An 18,608-nucleotide genomic window follows, 5' to 3' on the forward strand; every position below is an offset into this window, starting at 1 on the left:
CACTTCATTCTCCTTCCGTTCGGGATTGAATCCACAGCGGTTGCTGCGGGACTTCGTTGCTATGGACAGAACCGGTGTTCAGTGAAGCGTGTCGCCATTCAGCACACGCACCGCCTGAACGGCCGCAGCCTCGTCTTCGGCGCTGCCGACGGCGTTGTCCTTGGCATCGTGCAGACGCCACTTGCCGATCGCGCGGCTTGGCACGAACTCGTACGCAAATGGGCCGGTGGCGTACGACAGCTGCTCCTCATTGATCCGGAATCGGCCATTGGTGCTGTGACGGTTTGTCAAAGGTTGCTCCCTGGATAAATGGAATTCGTACGGATGACCGCTGCGGCCACAAACGCCCCGCCATCTGGGGTCGACACGTGGCTACGCGGCCGGATCACTTTGACCGAACACATTGTTGAGCTTGCACCGGCCCAGATTGTCTTTCTCCAACATGCCCGCTCTCAGCATCGCGTCGATGGTCCGCTGGTCGACCTGGGAAGTCTTGCCTATGCTGTGCATCACAAAACGCCCGCTCTTCGAGTCGAAGACCACGGATTCGCCGGCGTTGACCCGATTGATGATCTTTTGCTGCGCGGCGCTCGGCTTTGGCACGGTCGCTTTGCCCCCTTTACTGCAGTAGCTGAGCGGAATGTGGGTACCCAACTTTAGGAGGATGTCCGCATGCGCATGCCGGTTTGCCTCCTCTGGCCGCATGTCGAAGGCCAGGTAGGCCGGCGTTCCACTTGAGATCACCCGCGCCGCCTGCTGGCCGATCAACCCCGATATCTCCGATGTGGCGTCCTTGAGCGCCTGGGCCCGCATCTCCCATGGCAATTCGCCAATCTCACGTGCGGCGCGCGTGTACTCACCGCCCTCGCCAAACGCCTCGTATGGAATGTGCTCGTACTGCATGTTCATCTCCCTTCTCAGGCGCGTGCCCGTATTGCCGCTGATCGGCTTTCGTCCAACGCAGTCGGTCGTGTCAGACGAGATCAGGCTCATCGCGAACCAAGAGCTTCCCTTCCGAGAAGGTGAATTCCTTTTCCTCATAGGAATGGCGCGAGGTCTCAAGCCGCAGGAAGCCCCAGATGGACCCATCCTCCACTAGGCGGGCAGAACTGACGCTGACCACTCGGGCCTGAATCAACCCGCCACGCCGCGTGGCCAGCAACTGTGGCTCACCGGAAATCGAAATCCCTGCCGCACTGAGCATCGCATTCAACTGTGCACCGGCTGCATCGCGTCCTGCCCTCACCCGTTCCTTCATCTTGTCGGTCAAAGCGGACCGTGCCGCCTGATAGTTGTGAATGAGCTCATCGGCGCCGTCGCCCAGAGCCCGCTTGATGTGTTCCAGGCTGCGGCCGGAGACATCTCGTTCGTCAAGCAGCAGATTGAAGATCACGGACGCGCCAAAGCGGTCGTTTGCAGTGTTCACGGCTTCCACGATGGCCGCCGGATCGAAGTGCGCCGCAGGACCGGCATCAGGCTGGGTTGCTGATTCACAGATGGCTTCAGGCATAGATCCTCTCGTTCATGTCAGCCGTACGTGCTCGAGCTACCCAATATATCGACGGCGCGCAGCAGATCCAGTTCCGCTGATGAGTCACAACCATGCGCTCGACGCCCACGGTGCTGCCGCAACCGCCCTGCACTCCCGATAGGAATTTGCCGTTGCGTCTCCGACAGTCGTTCCGCCGTTCCCAGTAAACCTGGTTACCTTGCGCGTCCTGTTCCATAAAGGAATCTGTCAAGCGCTCCGAATGGCAAGGCGCGGTGCAGATGACGCCTTACTCAAGCGCCGCCAGCTGGAGCAATACCTCGAAGCGCCGCAAAGATCGCGTCGAAATACCCATTGAGTGCAAGCCGCTCCTCACCCACTGGGTACGCCCGAAGGTCCGCATCCTCTTCAGCCATTTCCTGTTGGGATGTGCCCAATACTAGGTAGGGGCTGATTTGGCCTCGTGCGGCCAAGCCATCCTGGACATACGCCTCGAACGCCCGGGCAATCATCTCGTGGCGCTGATACCAGTACTCACCCTGGCGTGGCATTCCCGCAATCTTCCAAGCGTCTCGGAGGAACTCGGACGCCTGCCCTGTCCTTCCGGTGAAGCTCAAGATCTCTCGCAACGCTGGGAGCAACTTAGGCGCCGATGGGTGTGATGCGGCTGGGAAGGCCCAATCGTGCAATGACAGGTAACCATCTGCAAGCCTGAAGTAGGAAGGGTTGACCCACTGGACGAGATAGGCATCTAAGGCATGCCACCATTCGTGCGCCACCGAGCCGGCACCGCGCTTGCGGGTGTAATTGAAGCAACGCAGCCCGGGCTCGTAATGGGCAAGCGCCCGCCCGACGCCGCGCGCCCCTACGGCCAGCGCCAGCCCCTTGAGCCCGATCCAACGTGGCTTCAAGCCGAGAAAGGCGGCCAGATCGTGCAAAGCGTCATAGAGCTCGTTGACCCACAGTTGCCGCTCGGCCTGTCCCAAGGATTCCCCAAACTGGATGCCGCGGAAGCCAAACACGCCCATCAACTCTTCTGGCGTGACGTCTCGCCCTTTCCGGTGGTCTGCGCCAACCCGTTCAATCTCCCGCGCTCGAGCGGCCCTGCCGGCACCGACCGCGCTTGTGCCTTTCGCAATGTGTTGACGGGCTGACTCCAATGCCTCTGCTCTGGTCAGGATTTTCTCGGCGAGCAATGTGTAGCGGTTCCCCTCCACCCGCCCGACGGCCCAGGTGCCGTCTGTGAGTTTCACGGGGACGATGGCCGAATCGAAGGCGTGGGCGTTTTCAGGCCATCCGAGATCCGGCAGCCAGGTTGCGAGAGCCAATTGGCGCAACGTCAGGTTGAATGGCCCGCGCAATCGCCGCGATCCCCGGCCCAGCGCAAGGAATACCTGGACGCCCCGATCACGCAAGGAGAGGTTAGGCAGGTTGGGAAGTTCGAATCCTGCCGCGCAGGCGAGATCATTCGGCATGCGTTCCACGTCTGCAACAGTCCGAGCACGCTCGAAGAGATCTCGGATGAGGGGAGCAGCCCGCTCGAAGGCAATCTGCCAGTCGCGAGCACTGCACTCTTTCATGCCCGATTTAGGGCGGCTGGCAAATCCTGAATAGAGGACCGCCAGTTTGGCCACGACCTCGCACGGTCGCCCTTCATCGATCCACAGCTTCCAATCAGGCTCTGGCCAGAAGTCAGCCAGGCAGACCGCCTTCCCCTCATTCACCTCGGCATCATTGGAGCGGTGCTTGTGGGCGTAGGGAATCGTCTCGCCGGCATCGTCAATCTCAGATCTCATGGCAGTCTCCTCCCGACAGGAAACCGCTGGCGATGCCGGTTAAAGGTTGCCATATTCACGCCCTCCACCAGCAGCAAGCCTGCATCCCACAGCTTCCAAACGGGAATTTGCACTGCGCTCACCTCTTAGGCGACACCGACTGGTCGGTTGGCAGACCTGATTGCCGTTGAAGACCCAGGCTCGGCAGGTCCGCCAGCCGCGCGTGACGGCCGATTCATTCGCCCACGGACGCGCGCCCGCCAGTTGGCACCACCACTCTCCGCTGGGATCCTGCGCGCGAATGCACTGCCGCCGCGTAGCTGTACGGCCTTCATGCGACATCAAGCTCACCCTCTGCATCTTCCTTGCCGGAACCGGGCGAACCACCGTCAATCACCACGAGCATGTTGTCCAGGTAGGTGGCACTCGTCTCCAACGGCGTATCGGCCATCACGCGAACGTGCACCCGCGACTTGAGGATCGCCTCCAGATCCGCCTGAAGCGGCGGCGTCGGCTGGCCCATCTCCCCGAATGTCACAAACTCGTACGGAACGGTCGTGTCCTGCGGACGCCGCCTGCCCATCGCCCTGGTGCCGACCATGTACAGACTGATGAAGCCGTGTTGATCAAGCGCCGCCGACATCGCCTCGATGTGAGGCTGCAGGGCGTCCAACTCAGCGACCGCGCGATTCTTGTGAACCTCGCCCATATTCACCACCGTTCCGCAATACGCGCTGATGATGTTGACCCGTGAGTGGCCAAGTAGCCGGGCCACCAGCTGGGCAGCAACCCGGGTCTCCCCACGCAAAGGACTGTTGCCGCCTCGGATCGCACTCTTTACGCCAGAAAGGTGCTCGAACTCGTTGTTGGCCACCTCGTGGCGCAGTCCATGAAGCGTGACGCCGAGGTCCGCCTTGGTCAGACCGAACTTCCGAGCCAGGTACGACAGGTGATTGGCATTGGCCTGCAGGGATTTCCCCGGCCAGCCGAGGTGACCATCACGGTCGCGGACCACCGACTGGAGTTCCTTGAGCACGGCCAGCTTCTCAGGCGTATCCAGGGGAAGCACGCGATACCGCCCGCCCTTCGTACCCTTCTTGATCGGAAGGCCAGTGCCACTCGCCGCGATGGCCGCCTTCAATTCGTCCCGAGTCACGTTGACATCGCTGAATGCGAGGATGTTCGTCACGCCGCCCTGATCGATCGTGGCGTACGGACGAATACACACCATCTCGAGCCGACGCAGACCCCAGGTTCGTCCCGCCAGGAGCATGAGCCCCGCGCGTTCGTCGGCCGCCCGGATCTGAGCGAGCTTTCCGTCGATGTCCACGCCGTTGCCGGACCAGCTCTTGTCCACCTGCGCAGAGAGCGTGCGCTTGGCAGCATCCGGGTCATCCTTCACGAAATCCTCGGTGGGCCCAATCATGTCGGCCTTGCCAATCCAGGAAGCGAAAATACGGAATGCCGTCAGACGGTTCTGAATGGTTGATGCGGACTTCCCCTCATCCAACCATTTCTTCACGAGCGCCTGCATGTGCTTCTTCCGGAAGCTGTGGATAGTCTCAAAGCGGAATCCGAGCAGCTTCAGTTCCTCGAAACCCAGAAAGAGAATCTTCGAACGTGCTTCCTGGGTACGATCCGATGCGCGCCGATCTCCCCGGACAGTCCGGAGGTTCTCTGGCTTCTTGATCAGATCGGTAAGCTGCTTCTTCCAGTTCCACGAGGTCGAGTACATGCCTTCCGTCCCCTTCCGGCTTGGATTTCGCCCCGTCCCAGTCCCTTCGAAAAAATCATCCATCGCTTGGCTCCGTGGTAGCACTGACCACGCTTTGTGTTTCTTTCAACCGTCCAGGCTCCATAGCCCAGATGCCATCGAATTCCACTCCCCGGTCTCATCCCCGCAGGAATCGACGCTTTGACGCATCAATCCCTCCGAGCATGAGGCCGGCTGTCTATTGCTTGCACCGCGTTCCTACAGGAATTGCTTGGTCGCTTCCGTAGCGACAGGGGTTGGCAGGGCCGTACGTTAGAAACTCTCGGAACTACATAACCAATCCCTTGGCTATGCAATTGCGCTGGTGCGCCATCCTCTCTTGTGTCAAAGAGAGGAGCCTAAGTCGCGTTTGTTGGAGGTGGCGACACCCTCGGATTGTCATTTGGCGCACTCCAGCGCCTCCTGAACGAATCTCTCTCCTCCCATTCCATCCCTTGCGGCCACCGAACCGTGACGGGTTCGAGCAAGTTGCCAGATACCAGACCCGCCCACGACACGCCTCAATGGGCGCTCGCAAACGGGTAGGTCGACTTCCATGCGGTTAGCACGAAGCCGCGTCCAGCGGAATGAGAGTCATCGGAAACAAGAAGCACATCGCGCGCTTCGCGCCAGTAGCCCCCCCGTGTAGGACGGGAGGCTGGCGGCTGGCTCCCTATAGGAGCGCTCACACAGCTTTTTCATCGGTGGTGTGCACCGATTTCATATTGCGAAACCCAACCGACTAGACCTTCCTAGCGGAAGCACCTATTCGCGGGTTGTGGGGTGCCTTGGAAATTTCTATGCGTGTACGAATGCCGAACCCGCGCTCTAAGCGCGAAGCATGCCGGACCAACCCGGCAGCTGTCGCTGCAGGAGGTCATCGCGGATTTGGATCGTCACGTATTGAAATGCCGTTGGCGGGCGTTGCCACGTCTACGCCGATTTGGCGAGCCGCACGAATCCCTGAGGGATCCACTTCATACCTTTTGCCCGGTCGATCCTCATCGGATTCCGGGCGGAGCGGTCTGCGCTCCAATCTTCCACAAGTTCGAACGCATTGCGCGTCCTGATCCGAAGCCAGCCTTCTGGCAGGCGTTCGGGGGCTAGATGCGGCCCAGCTGCCGATCACCGCGCCGAGGCGCAGTAGATGGCGTGCAGATTATGGCGCCGCGCATTTCTTGTCAAGAATGAATTTTCCCTTCAGCCCCGCTCTACTGTTTGTAAATTCCTCCGATTCCTTTCTACCTACGGTGTTTCCTGCCGCATGCAGGGACACTCTCTTTGTAACACCGTTCATAAAAACCAGAGCGCCTGTCCTCGCCGCGTTCCTCTAATAGCGGGGCAATCCCCGAACAGAGACGAGATTGAGTGGAGATCCAACCAAGTCTCGACAGCGCGTGGCCGAACTTGTCCTCCACTTGGCCTCTGGACGGACCAAGCGTGGCCCCATATGCCTGCCAACACTGGAAAGCAGCGAGCATAACGGCCCCAAATTGGCCTTGAGCAGCTCATTACTGGCTCATCTTGGCCATTGTGTGGCCTCGAATTGGCCACAATTCGCAAGAACTTCTTGCCAGGAAGTTACAGGAACCATATCCTTGCCGTACTTCTTGCGGAGAACCTTAAATGTCAAAGTCCACCCCTGCGATCGTTCGCGCTATCGATGTTGGCTACGGCAACACCAAGCACACCCTTTCCCAACTCGACATCGACATGGATGTCAAAGTCGGGCTTTTCCCCTCACTCGCACCTCGGGCTACGCAATCGGACTTCACTGGTGGGTTGATGGCAAAGGTGGACCGAATTGTTGTTCAGGTTGATGGCGAGAACTATTCGGTCGGTGCAGACGCTCTTGCCGAATCCAAAGGTATCTATAAGCGTGAGGTGGCGAGTGCATATTCGACTTCGCGCGCATATCGCGCACTCTTTCTCGGAGCACTCCAGAAGATGCGGCTGAACGCCATCGACTACATGGTCGTTGGCCTACCTCTGACGACCTATGACCGGTACTCGAAGGAGCTCACGGAGCTACTGACGGGAACGCATGAAGTGCCAAATCCTGTGGCACACGACCAAGTCCTCAAAGTCGACGTCCGCCGGGTGAAGGTGTTTCCCCAACCGAGCGGTGCCTTCTACAACTACGCCGTTCCGCGCAAGCTGCTCCAGTCGATGTCGCAGCAGACCAATCTGGTTCTTGACCCTGGCTATGGCACGCTTGACTGGTTCGTCACCGAGGGCGCAAAGCCGCTCACCGGCCGATGCAGCGCGACTCCAAAGTCAGTTTGGGCAGTTAGGTTGGTGATTTGATACTGCACGGAGTCGTTCGCGATGTTCAAGGTGCCCGGCGTAACGGTAACCAGCCTCCAGGTACTGAAGGCATTTGTCGGGGACGATCTTACTGATCATCGCGGACACCTCGGCTTTTACCCCGGCCCACTCCGCCCTTGGCTCTGGCTGCCACGAGATGTAGTAGTTCTCGAACCCATGATCGGTACACCACTTATGAAGTGGCGAAAGATACTTTGGCCATTGCACTCCACCCGGGCCACTCACAATGAGTGAAGCCAGCGGGCGATGCAACTCGCAGCACAGACCAGCGAGGAAAGCCGCATAGCGCCATCGAGGTTCGAGTTTGTGACGGCGTTCGACGCCTTCAGTCGGGGTGAAGATCACGCCTTCAGAAGCCTGCAGGCTGTAAAACCCCATTTCGAGCGACAAACGAAAGAGGCCACCCGCGCCGGTGTGTGTCTCTAGTCTTGATGCCGGAAGGAGGTGCACGTACGCCGCCAAGTTGCTGATGACGGACATGTACATCTCGTTGAACTCATCGTCAGCACCGCCAGCGACTGTACGGATACGTCCCATCAACTGGGATTGACTATCAATAAGTTGCTCCACCGCTAACACGTCGATCCCCGGATCTATTGGGGGATAAACAGGGACGCGAACGGCTACAGTGTCGACTCGCGCGGCTGGCGTACCGAGCCGCGCTGCGATGACAGGCGAAACCGCAGGGATAGCGGCGGCCTCTTCTTCAGTTCGACCTAACAGCCGATGGAGGAATCGTTTGAGCATAGGGAAAGTCTATGCCCGGCCTCCAGAGCAAGAAAGCGCAAAACGTGCTGCATACCGACGGTGTTTCAAGGCATTTGAGGCGACTGAAAGACCGAACCGAGTCGAGCACGGCAACCCTATATAGGAGTTGATCAACTGGAGGTAATCAATCCTCGTCACTCACAGTGATGGTGCGGCGGACCGCAGAACTCTCCAGTCTCCGTTTGCACAGTAGACGGCATATTCGTCCACGAGCTGAGCAATCTGCTGCGCAAGGACCTCGTCAGCATCCCCTCCCGAAGGTGCGAAGAAAGCCGAAACTTGCTCCTGCGCTTGTCGACACGCTGGTCGCAATGCTTTCACAAGGCGCAATGCGTGGGCGTAAGGCATGCGATGGAACAAGTACTGGCGGACGTGCGCCGAAACGTCCAGCGCGTCGTTCAGGATCGAGGTATCACTGAAGACAAAGCTGTGCCCGCCGCCGCGAAGCTTCGCCGGCAAGCTGCCCAGACCGAGCGCGCGTCCCTCAAATGCACCCACAATCTGGTTGAACACAATCAGCGTTGGGGACACTTTCCCCAGGCCCTTCAGTTCACATGAACCCAGGGTGCGGAGGATGTTTCCGAGACGCATGCGCGTGTATTTGTCTTTTGGCATTCCCGATGGAATGTCATTCCCCGGAACACAGTGGCCAATCCCTCCCAGCGCCATCAAATTTGCGATCGCCGCCTGATCACCGCGGGAAAATTCGTTTGACGCGGCATAGTTCACCAAATGCCTGTCCGCCAGCTTCTGCAGTGCCCTGGCAACGCGGGGATGGTTGCCACTATCGATCCACAGGACCGCACCGCCGCCTGCGAGCATCTGCTCTGCCAAGCCCATGATTGCCATAGACCTGCCGGAGCCAGTTTCACCAAGGCTGCGCAGGAACAGTGGACGACGGGCCGAGATGGAGACCACTCCCTCGCGCCCGAGCACAAGTTCCCGGCATGATTGGTGTTCTACATTGGCGCGTTTGGTCGCCAACCCGCTGGGGCTCAGTCCGACTTGCATAGCAACTCGTGCCCGCCAGAAATCGCGCTGTCTACTTCCTGTAGAAACACGAACCCGGTTGAGGATGCAGGCAGCACCGATCAGCCTGCCTGCTGGTATGTCGCAACGACACGCGATTTGTGCCGCTTGCGCGAGCCGCCGAAGTTGCCGTTATTGCACACAGGGCACATCACCGGTTCGTTACGCTCATGAACGTGGTTGGAGGAGCAACAGTCGCACTCTGAAAGCCGTAGTTCGCCACTGTCAAATGCCCGAGCGAGCATGAGCGCGCGCTCAAAAGAGAATTCCATGCTCTTTTCCGCGGGCGCGCTCTCCCGAAAAAAGGCGTACGCCTCAATCAGCGCATCAACATGGTGAGCACCAAGATTGCAGAGCTTATTGTATGAGTGGAGTATGAGGCTGCACTCGAATCGACGATTCGGTTTTTGGAAGAAGCTTCCGAAATCCGGAGACGGTGACATGCCCGGCTTTGGCGTTCGCCCCGTCAACTGAGTAAAAATTTCTCGGAAGGTGGCGATATGTACCCCCCCGTGAGGGGTAAGGAGCGCCTGCATCGTTTTGGGTCTGGCGCCAAATTCACATAGCCGCTTCAGTCTGCGTTCGTGCTCAATGTAGAAGCGAAGCTGGGTATTTTTCATGTTTACCCACGCAACGCGATGACATTCTTGATCGCCGACGGTGACGCGGTCGCAATCGCAGCAACCTTGAGGAGATCCTCAAACTGGTTGTCGACGAAAATTGCCTGGTTGGCTTCTTTCGTCTTCTCAACAAGAACTTCAAGAGGGGTCTGGAGAAGCATGTCCACAGCTTCCTGGCTGAGCTTGTAGACCATCATGGCCCGACTCCTATCAAGTCGCACCGCGTTCCAGCGATTCTCCAAAGCCCTTGTATTCTCGCGCGCCGCGAGCTCAAGTATTGGACACATCATGTAGACCCCCCAATGTTTGCCGTCAGCCGATTCCCGTGTTTGGATCTAAGCCTGGGAATTACAACTTCTTGGCAAGAACTAACCCTGAGCGGAATCTACACAAAGGACAGCCCGTTAGCAAGCTGGAGGACACCCCTCGGAAGGGTTGATAGATGTTTCGAGGCAACAGGTCTAAAGTTCCACGAAAACAAGCCGTTACAGCTAGACCGCGTTGACTTCCTAGCGCCAACCGCGTCACCTTGCCCTAGATGAGGGTCACCTTACGCGGCCGGACGAATGTGATTTATTATTCTCATTTTCTTGGCTGCGGACGTGATTTTCCCAGTCGCCCGTGTCGACCTGCGGCATAATACGCCGCTAAAAACTCACTTTCTTTGGGTAAGCCACATGGAACAGAGCGGCATTGACGCCGTCCGTCAGACGTTTGGCCAACGCCTCCACTTGGTCCTGGATGCGAGAGGGTTGCCGACTACTGGATTTGCTCGGAGCAGGTTCATCGCCGAGTTGATCAAAGTCACATCGCCGACTGCATACAAGTATCTGTCCGGCGTGTTCGTGCCCAACTACGACATATTGATGGAGCTCGCGCGCCGACTCAACGTGACGCCAGACTTCTTGATCGGCGCAGAGGGCACGAACAGCTATCTTCTCTACGATCCGCGCGGGAAGGACCCGATTTCAATGTCCTTGCCTCAGCGCATTAAGGAGTTTGCGACCATCGGGTGGGCTGGCTTGTTCTTTTACTGGCAAGTGGCGCCTGAAGAGGCATTCTCACTCGTCCAGGCCGGCGACATTGTTGTCTATACGGCGCAAAACGTGGTCCTTGAGGATGGCCAGCACTACATCGTTCGCTATAACAACTTGATGTACGTGGCCAGGATCAGATCTCTGCCGGAAAACCCACAAGGGGCGCCGCGCTGGGAGTTCGCTTTTGAAGACAACACGGTCATCGATATTGCCCAATCCGACATTGGCATTGGCTATACGACCCATCAGCAACGCGATAGCCTCTACGTTATCGGAGCGCCCGTGTATCGGTTTCCTGCTGGACATGCTTTCCCGCGTTGAGGTCTGAGTAGGCGGTAATCAGATTGCCGTCCTCCCCCACAATGAACGCCCAGTGACTTTCTGCATGGAAGAGCTTTCGGCTTCCTCGATGGTACTCACGCGTTGAGACCATTCCCACCTTCGCGATTCGCTGCATCTCCTTCCAAGCATCAACTGCACCGACGTTGTTCAGCCGAGTTCGGAACTGATCGAACCCATGCTTTGTGACGCCGATCGTTCCGTGCCCTTTTACGTCCAGTAGAACTCGCATAGGCTCCGTCACCACCAGGTGCTTGACGCGGGTGCCCGCGCCCTCGCCTACCCAAGAGTCGTCCCTACTCACACTCGTTGGAACATCGAGGAATTTTGTAGTGAGAAGCGCCGCAAATGGGACCAGGTGGGATCTTTGGCTTTTGCCCGTTTTGATGTCTGCAATGAGCGACGACGAAACAGTGAGCGCGAGATTAGCGCCACTCCGATTATCGCCAAGCAATTGGACGTCTTCCACGAGATAGTGAATTGCGCTCAATTCAGCAACGACGGCCTTTTCTGGCACGTCCACCTCAACGCTGACGAAAACCATCCCCTGCTTCCGGCCTACCTTCCAAACGCATACAAACTTGTCACCGTCCTCCCGCGTGTGCACGGTGAGTTGATCCATCGCTGCAGTCATCAAAACTCCTCTATCTACTGCCTAGAGGATACGGAATGTGCCCTGGGTTTCAAGCCACTTTCCTCTCACGACAGCGCAAAAAAAACGCGCCGGGATATCCCCGGCGCGCTCATCATACACAGACCGTTTCCGGCCTGCCATCACGCCCTTTTGGGAAGCGATCGGACAAAATCATCCATGTCCATCCCTGCCTTTCCAGGTGCGTACTTGATTGCACGCTTGCCCATCGCTTTCGCACGCTGAGCAAGCTTTTCTCCCGCCTCGAAACCACGTCGACGACCCCGTTGATCCGGTAGGTCGTTGTCCTGATAGATGCGGATAAGGTCTACCTCATCTGGAATGGCGATTTCCTCCATCCCCTGGGCGTCAACGGCTGACCAACAACTCTCGCCGCGATATCGAATCACTGCGAGTGATGTCTCAATGCCTTCCGCAACGCTCATCTCCCGGCCGACCAATGGGAGCAGCCGGATGGCTCCCCCCTTCACTCCGATGGAGAGTTCCTTCTTACGAGCACTCGGTACCGGCGCCTTCTCTCCTTCCTCGGTCAGGAAAGTTCGATGGATGTTGCAACAGACGCCATCTGGGCCCTGAATTGCGGCCAGCATTCCCGGAAAATTGCCGACATGAACCCACTTCTCGTTGTCGTCTTTCTCCCAGTACTCCAAGGCAGGATGAAACCGCAATACTCGAGGCACTTCAGATTCCTCCAGCCCGGGCAGCCTTCGCTCCAAGTGCTTCCATACCGGGTCTCCTTGAGTCACCCGAAAACCGGCGTCCCAAAGCTTTTTGTATCGCCCTTTCCTCCGCTCTACTTCAGCGGGAGTAAGTTCGTCGCTGGACTTCAGGACAGGCCTCGGAGCAAGCGCTGAACCGCTTAGGTCGGGCACGCTTCCCCCCGACCATTGGATCGCCCACTCGATAGCTTCCATGAAGCTCACGCCGCCCAGGGCGAACTGCAGCAACTTCAGGCCATCGCCTGGGCCACATCCGCGACAGAAGTAGTTCCCATCTCCCCACTTGTCGGTGAAGCTGTAGCGATCATGGCCACCACAGAAGGGGCAGGGAACACCCTTTTTCAACCAAGTTTTGTCAAGGCCAGCTGACTCGAGCAGGCCGCGCCATTTGCCGGCCGCACGGTACTTGGCATCCTTGATCATCGCGTCGCGCGCCGCACGGCGAGCATTGTCATCTCTAATCATGGTTCCAATCCCCATGCTTACAGCTGTTAAAGAAACCAGGCGCAATCATCGCGCCTGGGCCCCTACGCCGCTTGCTTCAGTACAAGACGATTCGTCATCATCTCGAACATTCGCTGCGGCAACTCCTCGACCTTGTCAATTCTGATGCTGTCGGGTATCTGACTGGAGATATCAAGGCCAATTCCCACTCCCATCACCTCGACACCCCAACGAGCGCATGAAGCGACAACTTCGGCAACTGCAGACCGGCTATCCGGTTCTCCATCGGTGATGGGAAGAAGGATTCGCCGAGTCGCCTTAGTCGAAAGCAGCGAGTACTGGCCAAACAACATCGCGTCGGCTAGCGGGGTGTTTGCCCCGTCCGCCCGAACTGCCGCGATTCGACCTGCACGCCTGCTCACCGACTCACTGAACCCGTTCAAGACGAGCACGTTGCGATCGCAGTTGATTTCACCCGCCGGGAAAGCAGCAGTTGCAATCTGCACGCCATCAATCTGACCGAGCGCTAGACCCAATGCAGTGCATGCGTCAATTGCCAATGCGATACGCTCTTCCTCCTGCATGCTGCCCGAACGATCCAGCAGCAATTGGATAGCGACGTCGACGTTTGTCCGTCGTGTTTCCCGCTCGAAGATGTTCAAGTCCCCCATAGGCAACCTGAGAGCTCCGAGATTGGAAAGACGTTCACCTGCATACCCTTCCCAACACTGGCTCAACGTCTGTGATTCCAATGCCGTCGTCAACTTCCGACGCAGTGCGATCGTTTCGCGCTTCACGCGCTGAACGATTTCACCGTTGTCTTCAATTTCCGACAAGAACGGCACGGCTTCGGACAGTACTGGCGGGTCCTCCGTGGTGGACGCAATGCTGGTCAGCATCGCTTGCAGCGCTTCACCTAAGTCCTCGCTTGGGTTGTACGCCGCTCCAAGCGCTGCCTGAAGGGCGGCGCTTGTGACGGGATCTGCCAGGCAGAACGACGGTTCCGCTTGCCCGCCGGTATCGACTTCAGTTGCGTCGGTACCATTGGCTGTCGCGTCGTGACCATCTTGTCCACCCGCCAACGATTCGCTGTCGGCGATATCGCTGCATTCTGATGAAGAAGAGTTACCTTCCCCAACTGCTCCGGGTTCGCCGGCATGCGATGACTCAGTGTCTCCGCCGGCGGTGTCCTTCTCGCCGTTGACGTGACTTTCACCGCCGCTCTCAGCAGGGACTTGCGTCCCAGCCTCGATACCTTCTGGACCAGATTCAGCCTGCTGCGGTTGCCCACTTTCGGCTGTATCTTGCTCTCCACTAGGGCTGGTCGCTGACGACTGAGTGCTGTCGCCAGCAGCCGCGTCCGAGTCATTGGTTCCCGTCGGGGACGCGTCAGACTCATCACCTTGCGGATCATCTTCGGACTGTTGGCCAGGAACGCTGGAGGCGTCTGCAGACTCGTTCTCGCTGCCGCTTTCATCCGGCTGAGAAGTTGACTCTGCAAGGTCGTCCACGAACTGTTGGAGCAGCGCAGCTGCCTCTAGGGCAATGTGCGCGGCTTCAACTGACGAGCACGAAGTCTTAAGCTTTCCAACGATCGCGAGGTAAGAGTCGGCAAAGGCAATGCCGAACCCGTTGCGCAACCACTCAACAGCAGTTGCCTCGCTTTCCTTGTAGAACTCGCGCTTCAGCACTCGCCACTGCAGTATTTGCAGCGTGCCGATTACCAGTGCCCCGGACAATGAATCCACGTTTGAGATATCTGCCAGGCGGCCTTGCTCTTGAAGCAGCTTTCGCATCGCCATAAAGACCCGATGCGCGCCCGGATACCGACGCTCCACTCGCCCCTCAATGCGCACGTCTTCCAGTGCATTGAAGAGTCGGAATACGAACGGCGGCAGATTCAAGGCTTGAACCCCCTCGAAGTCGGTTTCGACCACATGTCCAGCGCCTTCGTGGAGGATAAATCCAAGACCCAAGATGCGCGCTGTTTCGACTTCAATCGGCAAATTCGGCAGGGTAATCTCTCTGCCGTTGGTGCAAGCCTGGCCGCCAAACCGCACGACAAGGCCACACTTCTGTGCCAACAGCCTTGCTGCGATTGGCAGAGCCCCTTTCAAGGTATTGATGTTCATGCGATTCCTCAGAATGAGAATCGCCCCCGAAGGGGCGACAAATTGCCCCTACGGGATTAAATACCGAGACTGATGACAGTTCCCGACTGCGTCGGCAACGGCAGCGGCAGGGACGGAAGCTGGCGCGAAGAGCGCACAGTTGTTACTGCCGAAGCACCGACTGTGACCGAGTGCTGAACCGGTGCCTGAGGTACCTGTACAGGCGCGAGTTCGGTTTCGTCGTCGACCGCACTTTCGTTCGTGCCGACAGCAAATCCGAACGTCGCGGCAACATCACCGGAGTCCAGACATTGCTGACCGAACGCGCGCATCCGATCTGGACGTTTCAAGATGCCTGTCAGGCCCCAGAGAGTCGTCAGATGGATCCCCTCGATCTTGCCCTTCGACGGTAGCAAGTTGATGCTGTAGTCGATGGTCTCGATGATGGGACGCACGCACGGGTCGAGGAACGCCAGACCCTCCATCTTCTCGCGAATGGCTTCCAGTGCGTTCTTGCATCGCTGGGTGACATACTCACGAGCATGGCGACCTTTGTTAGCGTCACCAAAGCAGAGGGTGCGCTCCTCAAAAGCTGCGGCCTCTTGGGCGATTTCCCGAAAGAGAGTGCCCGCAAGCCCCTGCTCCGCCTGCTTCAGACCTCGCGACAGTTGCTCTGCTGCTTCCTCCGATTCGTCGACCGAACGGACCTTGCAGGCCTGCCAATTGAAACCCAACGCACTCTCAACGTACGCCTTCCCAGGCGCTTCGTCTTTGATGATGTGGGCCCACTCCTTGTTGTTCGGAGCGTTTTGCCATTCCTGGATGAAGCGGTCGTAGTTTGCAACGAGGTGGGCGCGAGCTTGCTCGTATTCCACTGCGATGGCTTCCAGCTCGTCGGCGACGAGTTTGGCCTTGTTGTACGGAATAGCATAGCCGCCAAGAAAGCGTACGCCGCGGCTTTCGCAAGCCTTCTGCGCGCGCTTCTTGAGCTTATCGAACGGTTTCAGGTGCTCGCTATCGATGACCTTTTTGCTTCCTAGCGACGCGAGGTCGCTGTTCGGCAGCTCATCGATCTCACCGATATCAGTCGTACGCAGCTTGCGCCGGCCCGACCAGATATGGATTTCGAGACTGAAACAAAGGACCCGTTCAATGGTCCGGATTTCGTTTTGATTCGACATGGAGATCTCCTTACTGCGAAAACCCGAAGACACCATGCCCCCTACCGGGCATGGAATCCCCGGCTGGGTTAACAAACGAATGGCTGACTTGGTTAGGTGTGTCAGCTACCCTCTCTGCGCACTGCGCAAAAAACATCTCTGGAAACGGCTCGCTTTCCGGAGATGTCTTCAAACATATGGGCCGGCCAAGGCCCTTCAGCACGGATACCCGCGCCTAATTACCGCACCGTGATTCCCCAGAGGTAAGCGCGATTGCTAAGAGCTGTCAGTTTCGCCGACTGCTCCAAGCTCCAGCTGTCCGGGATCAGCACCTCTGCGAGATACTGGGTCCCAAAGCCCTGAGAGATCACTTCGTGCCAAGCAATTTGTTGGCCGACCCCCTCTGCAGTTCTCACTGCATCAACTGCCCAATCGGAAGTTACTCCGACAGACATCGCAAACGCCGGCCGATCCGCCATAAGCGCCCAACCGAAGATCTGCGCATTCCTGAGCCCATACGTACGGATACGCTCCACCAATGAAGGCGGTAACTGATCCGCGACGGGTCCGGTGTGGAAATCAACGCTGTCAAACCATGGCGACGCACCAAACTCCTCTGCGAGATCGCAGGAAGCTCGATAAGCCTCGTCACGAATGATCCTGGTTACCTGCGCAAGCGCCGCTCTGGCTTTATCCGCGTTCCCTGCAACTCCAAGCTGCTGAAGTGCGAACGCGACGCCCGAGATCCCGATTCCGATCCGCCGGCCAAATCCAGGTTGCCCCGGACATCCCAGCGTCTCCTTGACGTCGTGCATCGAGTCAAGCTCGCGAACCGCCAGCCGGATTTGCTCCTCGAGCCGCTTGCTGTCGAACCAATCATTTCCGCGTTGAGTATCAGCAAGATAGTCGCAGAGGTTGATCACCGATCCTGCCACCATCTCGCTTGCGTCGACGAACTCGGAGCTCGTACCGAACACGCCGCCGCAACCATCCCGAACCACTGAACCCGCACCAAAAATCATTCCGCTGACTTCCGTTCCCAGCAATTCGGGAACGCGTTGCGGATGAGCGAGTAACTCGCAATCGACGTGTTGGCTTGACCCAACACGCACATACTTTTCCACATTCCCGAGACGAGCAGCATCTGCGAGATCGCCTTCGCTGATCACGATCATCGGAGGGGCCCCATCAACTGCGTTGCCTCGCGCCGACGCTGCGTACAGCCTTTCGATTGCTTGCAAGGTCGCAGCCCTGTTGGGCTCATGGGGATTAGATTCATCGATGAGTTGAGTCGCACTCGCCAGATCAACGAGAAGCGGCATACCCACCCGCCCGGCAACAGCTACTTCTGCCAGGACGTCGTATGTTGAACGGCTGCTTGATAGCGCCAAACTGACCGCCAGCACGCGGCTAGTGTCAGTCGATGTGGTGTACTCGGAGACGAGAACACCACGGTCACTCACAGGATCGGCAAGCCAACTGGTGCCTTGATCGGTGCCATTGCTTGCCCCGAACACACCTGACTGCGCAATGAGCTGACGCTCAAAAACCTGGGGTTGGACGTTCATTTCTATCTCCTTGCGAATTTGAACCCCAGAATCGAGGCCCCCCAGAGCGTTCTGGATCGCTCTGGGGGGCCCCGAAACTGAAGAAATTCGCAGGGAGAAGCACTACCAGCCCATTGCTGGACTTGGTGAAGACGAGAGGGGAAAGCTCCCTAAGGCTTGGCTAGTCACATTCGAAGAATGCAAGACGGGCATACCAAGCAGCCCTTCCGTGCCGTGGCACAAGAAAACGTCAGAAGCATTCCAGTGGGGCATGCTTATGACGTCTCGGAAGAACAGAATGCCGCGGGCGCGGCTAAGGCTAGTGTAGACCCCCAGCTAGGTTCCGGTGATTATAGTACGGGCGATTCCTAACGGGAACGGTCAATTTAGTTGTTGTTGCGTGGACGAGGCCCCGCGCTTACGCGCGGGGGCTGCCCACGGCCACCTAACAGATAGGTAACCACTTTTACAGGGGTTTCCTGATACGAAGCAAGCAACACCGCTTCGTCGTGTCTCCATACCGGAGTCGCCTTCCGAGGCGGAGACTGACACATTGGACAAGATTGCAAACACCTAACGAACGTGCCGATTAGGGCACAAAATCTCAACTTATGTGTCCGAAATCTCAACTTATGTGTCCGTGAGCAGGCGACGTTCAGTGACACATAACTTGAGATTCCGCCCTCAAGAAAAACAAGGGCTTAGAAAAATCTCAGACAACTCGTGGGGGCTGATCATGACAGAAGCTCTGAGATTCCTCGACGCCTGTGACACATGGAGTGAGATTCTGCACAGATGCCGCATCCACAGGGAGTCTCATCTCTTCTGTCACGAGCT

General features: G+C 57.9%; 16 protein-coding genes. 2 read left to right on the forward strand and 14 right to left on the reverse strand.

Annotated features, from left to right (window positions below; all coding sequences use genetic code 11):
- Positions 1-78: 78 nt before the first annotated feature.
- The 5 genes from DOD19_RS26430 to DOD19_RS26450 all read right to left on the reverse strand — a co-directional run bounded on the left by DOD19_RS26430 (position 79) and on the right by DOD19_RS26450 (position 4,999).
- Complete coding sequence (locus DOD19_RS26430; RefSeq protein ID WP_024979444.1) at positions 79-291, reverse strand: hypothetical protein; 213 nt, start codon at positions 289-291, stop codon at positions 79-81.
- 81 nt (positions 292-372) lie between these two features.
- The gene (locus tag DOD19_RS26435; RefSeq protein WP_152959367.1) at positions 373-993 is read right to left on the reverse strand and encodes a hypothetical protein; all 621 of its coding nucleotides are present in this window, start codon (positions 991-993) and stop codon (positions 373-375) included.
- Positions 974-1,510: a hypothetical protein gene (locus DOD19_RS26440; RefSeq protein WP_024979442.1), complete on the reverse strand. Its 537-nt coding sequence runs from the start codon at positions 1,508-1,510 to the stop codon at positions 974-976. Before DOD19_RS26440 ends, DOD19_RS26435 begins: the two co-directional genes overlap by 20 nt.
- A gap of 272 nt (positions 1,511-1,782) precedes the next feature.
- The gene (locus tag DOD19_RS26445) at positions 1,783-3,285 is read right to left on the reverse strand and encodes an LPD1 domain-containing protein (RefSeq protein ID WP_024979441.1); all 1,503 of its coding nucleotides are present in this window, start codon (positions 3,283-3,285) and stop codon (positions 1,783-1,785) included.
- 310 nt (positions 3,286-3,595) lie between these two features.
- Positions 3,596-4,999 (reverse strand): phage integrase N-terminal domain-containing protein, encoded by a 1,404-nt coding sequence (locus tag DOD19_RS26450; protein WP_231973555.1) that lies wholly within the window; start codon positions 4,997-4,999, stop codon positions 3,596-3,598.
- A 1,644-nt stretch (positions 5,000-6,643) separates the two neighbouring features.
- Here DOD19_RS26450 and DOD19_RS26455 point away from each other — a divergent pair.
- Positions 6,644-7,324, forward strand: a complete 681-nt coding sequence (locus DOD19_RS26455; RefSeq protein WP_239498110.1) for a hypothetical protein — start codon at positions 6,644-6,646, stop codon at positions 7,322-7,324.
- On the opposite strand, the gene DOD19_RS26460 is transcribed toward DOD19_RS26455, so the two are convergent.
- The 4 genes from DOD19_RS26460 to DOD19_RS26475 all read right to left on the reverse strand — a co-directional run bounded on the left by DOD19_RS26460 (position 7,295) and on the right by DOD19_RS26475 (position 9,959).
- Positions 7,295-8,092 carry a TraI domain-containing protein gene (locus tag DOD19_RS26460; protein ID WP_239498111.1) on the reverse strand — a complete coding sequence of 266 codons (798 nt, stop codon included), beginning with the start codon at positions 8,090-8,092 and terminating at the stop codon, positions 7,295-7,297. The genes DOD19_RS26455 and DOD19_RS26460 overlap by 30 nt on opposite strands.
- A 159-nt stretch (positions 8,093-8,251) precedes the next feature.
- On the reverse strand, positions 8,252-9,124 hold the full coding sequence (locus DOD19_RS26465) for a hypothetical protein (protein WP_024979418.1): 873 nt from the start codon (positions 9,122-9,124) through the stop codon (positions 8,252-8,254).
- Between the two features lie 80 nt (positions 9,125-9,204).
- On the reverse strand, positions 9,205-9,762 hold the full coding sequence (locus DOD19_RS26470; RefSeq protein WP_024979417.1) for a FlhC family transcriptional regulator: 558 nt from the start codon (positions 9,760-9,762) through the stop codon (positions 9,205-9,207).
- A 2-nt stretch (positions 9,763-9,764) separates the two neighbouring features.
- Positions 9,765-9,959, reverse strand: a complete 195-nt coding sequence (locus DOD19_RS26475) for a hypothetical protein (protein WP_024979416.1) — start codon at positions 9,957-9,959, stop codon at positions 9,765-9,767.
- A 480-nt stretch (positions 9,960-10,439) separates the two neighbouring features.
- On the opposite strand from DOD19_RS26475, the gene DOD19_RS26480 reads away from it, so the two are divergent.
- Complete coding sequence (locus DOD19_RS26480; protein WP_024979415.1) at positions 10,440-11,120, forward strand: helix-turn-helix transcriptional regulator; 681 nt, start codon at positions 10,440-10,442, stop codon at positions 11,118-11,120.
- On the opposite strand, the gene DOD19_RS26485 is transcribed toward DOD19_RS26480, so the two are convergent.
- The 5 genes from DOD19_RS26485 to DOD19_RS26505 form a co-directional block, all read right to left on the reverse strand.
- On the reverse strand, positions 11,068-11,772 hold the full coding sequence (locus DOD19_RS26485) for a hypothetical protein (protein ID WP_024979414.1): 705 nt from the start codon (positions 11,770-11,772) through the stop codon (positions 11,068-11,070). The two genes, DOD19_RS26480 and DOD19_RS26485, sit on opposite strands and share 53 nt — an antisense overlap.
- 140 nt (positions 11,773-11,912) lie before the next feature.
- Positions 11,913-12,989 carry a primase-helicase zinc-binding domain-containing protein gene (locus DOD19_RS26490; protein WP_239498112.1) on the reverse strand — a complete coding sequence of 359 codons (1,077 nt, stop codon included), beginning with the start codon at positions 12,987-12,989 and terminating at the stop codon, positions 11,913-11,915.
- Between the two features lie 47 nt (positions 12,990-13,036).
- Positions 13,037-15,085, reverse strand: coding sequence for a hypothetical protein (locus tag DOD19_RS26495; protein WP_024979412.1), 2,049 nt, complete (start codon positions 15,083-15,085; stop codon positions 13,037-13,039).
- A gap of 56 nt (positions 15,086-15,141) precedes the next feature.
- The gene (locus tag DOD19_RS26500; RefSeq protein WP_024979411.1) at positions 15,142-16,245 is read right to left on the reverse strand and encodes a DUF3150 domain-containing protein; all 1,104 of its coding nucleotides are present in this window, start codon (positions 16,243-16,245) and stop codon (positions 15,142-15,144) included.
- A gap of 218 nt (positions 16,246-16,463) precedes the next feature.
- Positions 16,464-17,792: a hypothetical protein gene (locus DOD19_RS26505; protein WP_024979410.1), complete on the reverse strand. Its 1,329-nt coding sequence runs from the start codon at positions 17,790-17,792 to the stop codon at positions 16,464-16,466.
- Positions 17,793-18,608 lie beyond the last annotated feature (816 nt).

The sequence above is a fragment of the Ralstonia sp. GX3-BWBA genome, from assembly GCF_003290055.1.
In the GTDB taxonomy this organism is placed as follows: Bacteria; Pseudomonadota; Gammaproteobacteria; order Burkholderiales; family Burkholderiaceae; genus Ralstonia; species Ralstonia holmesii.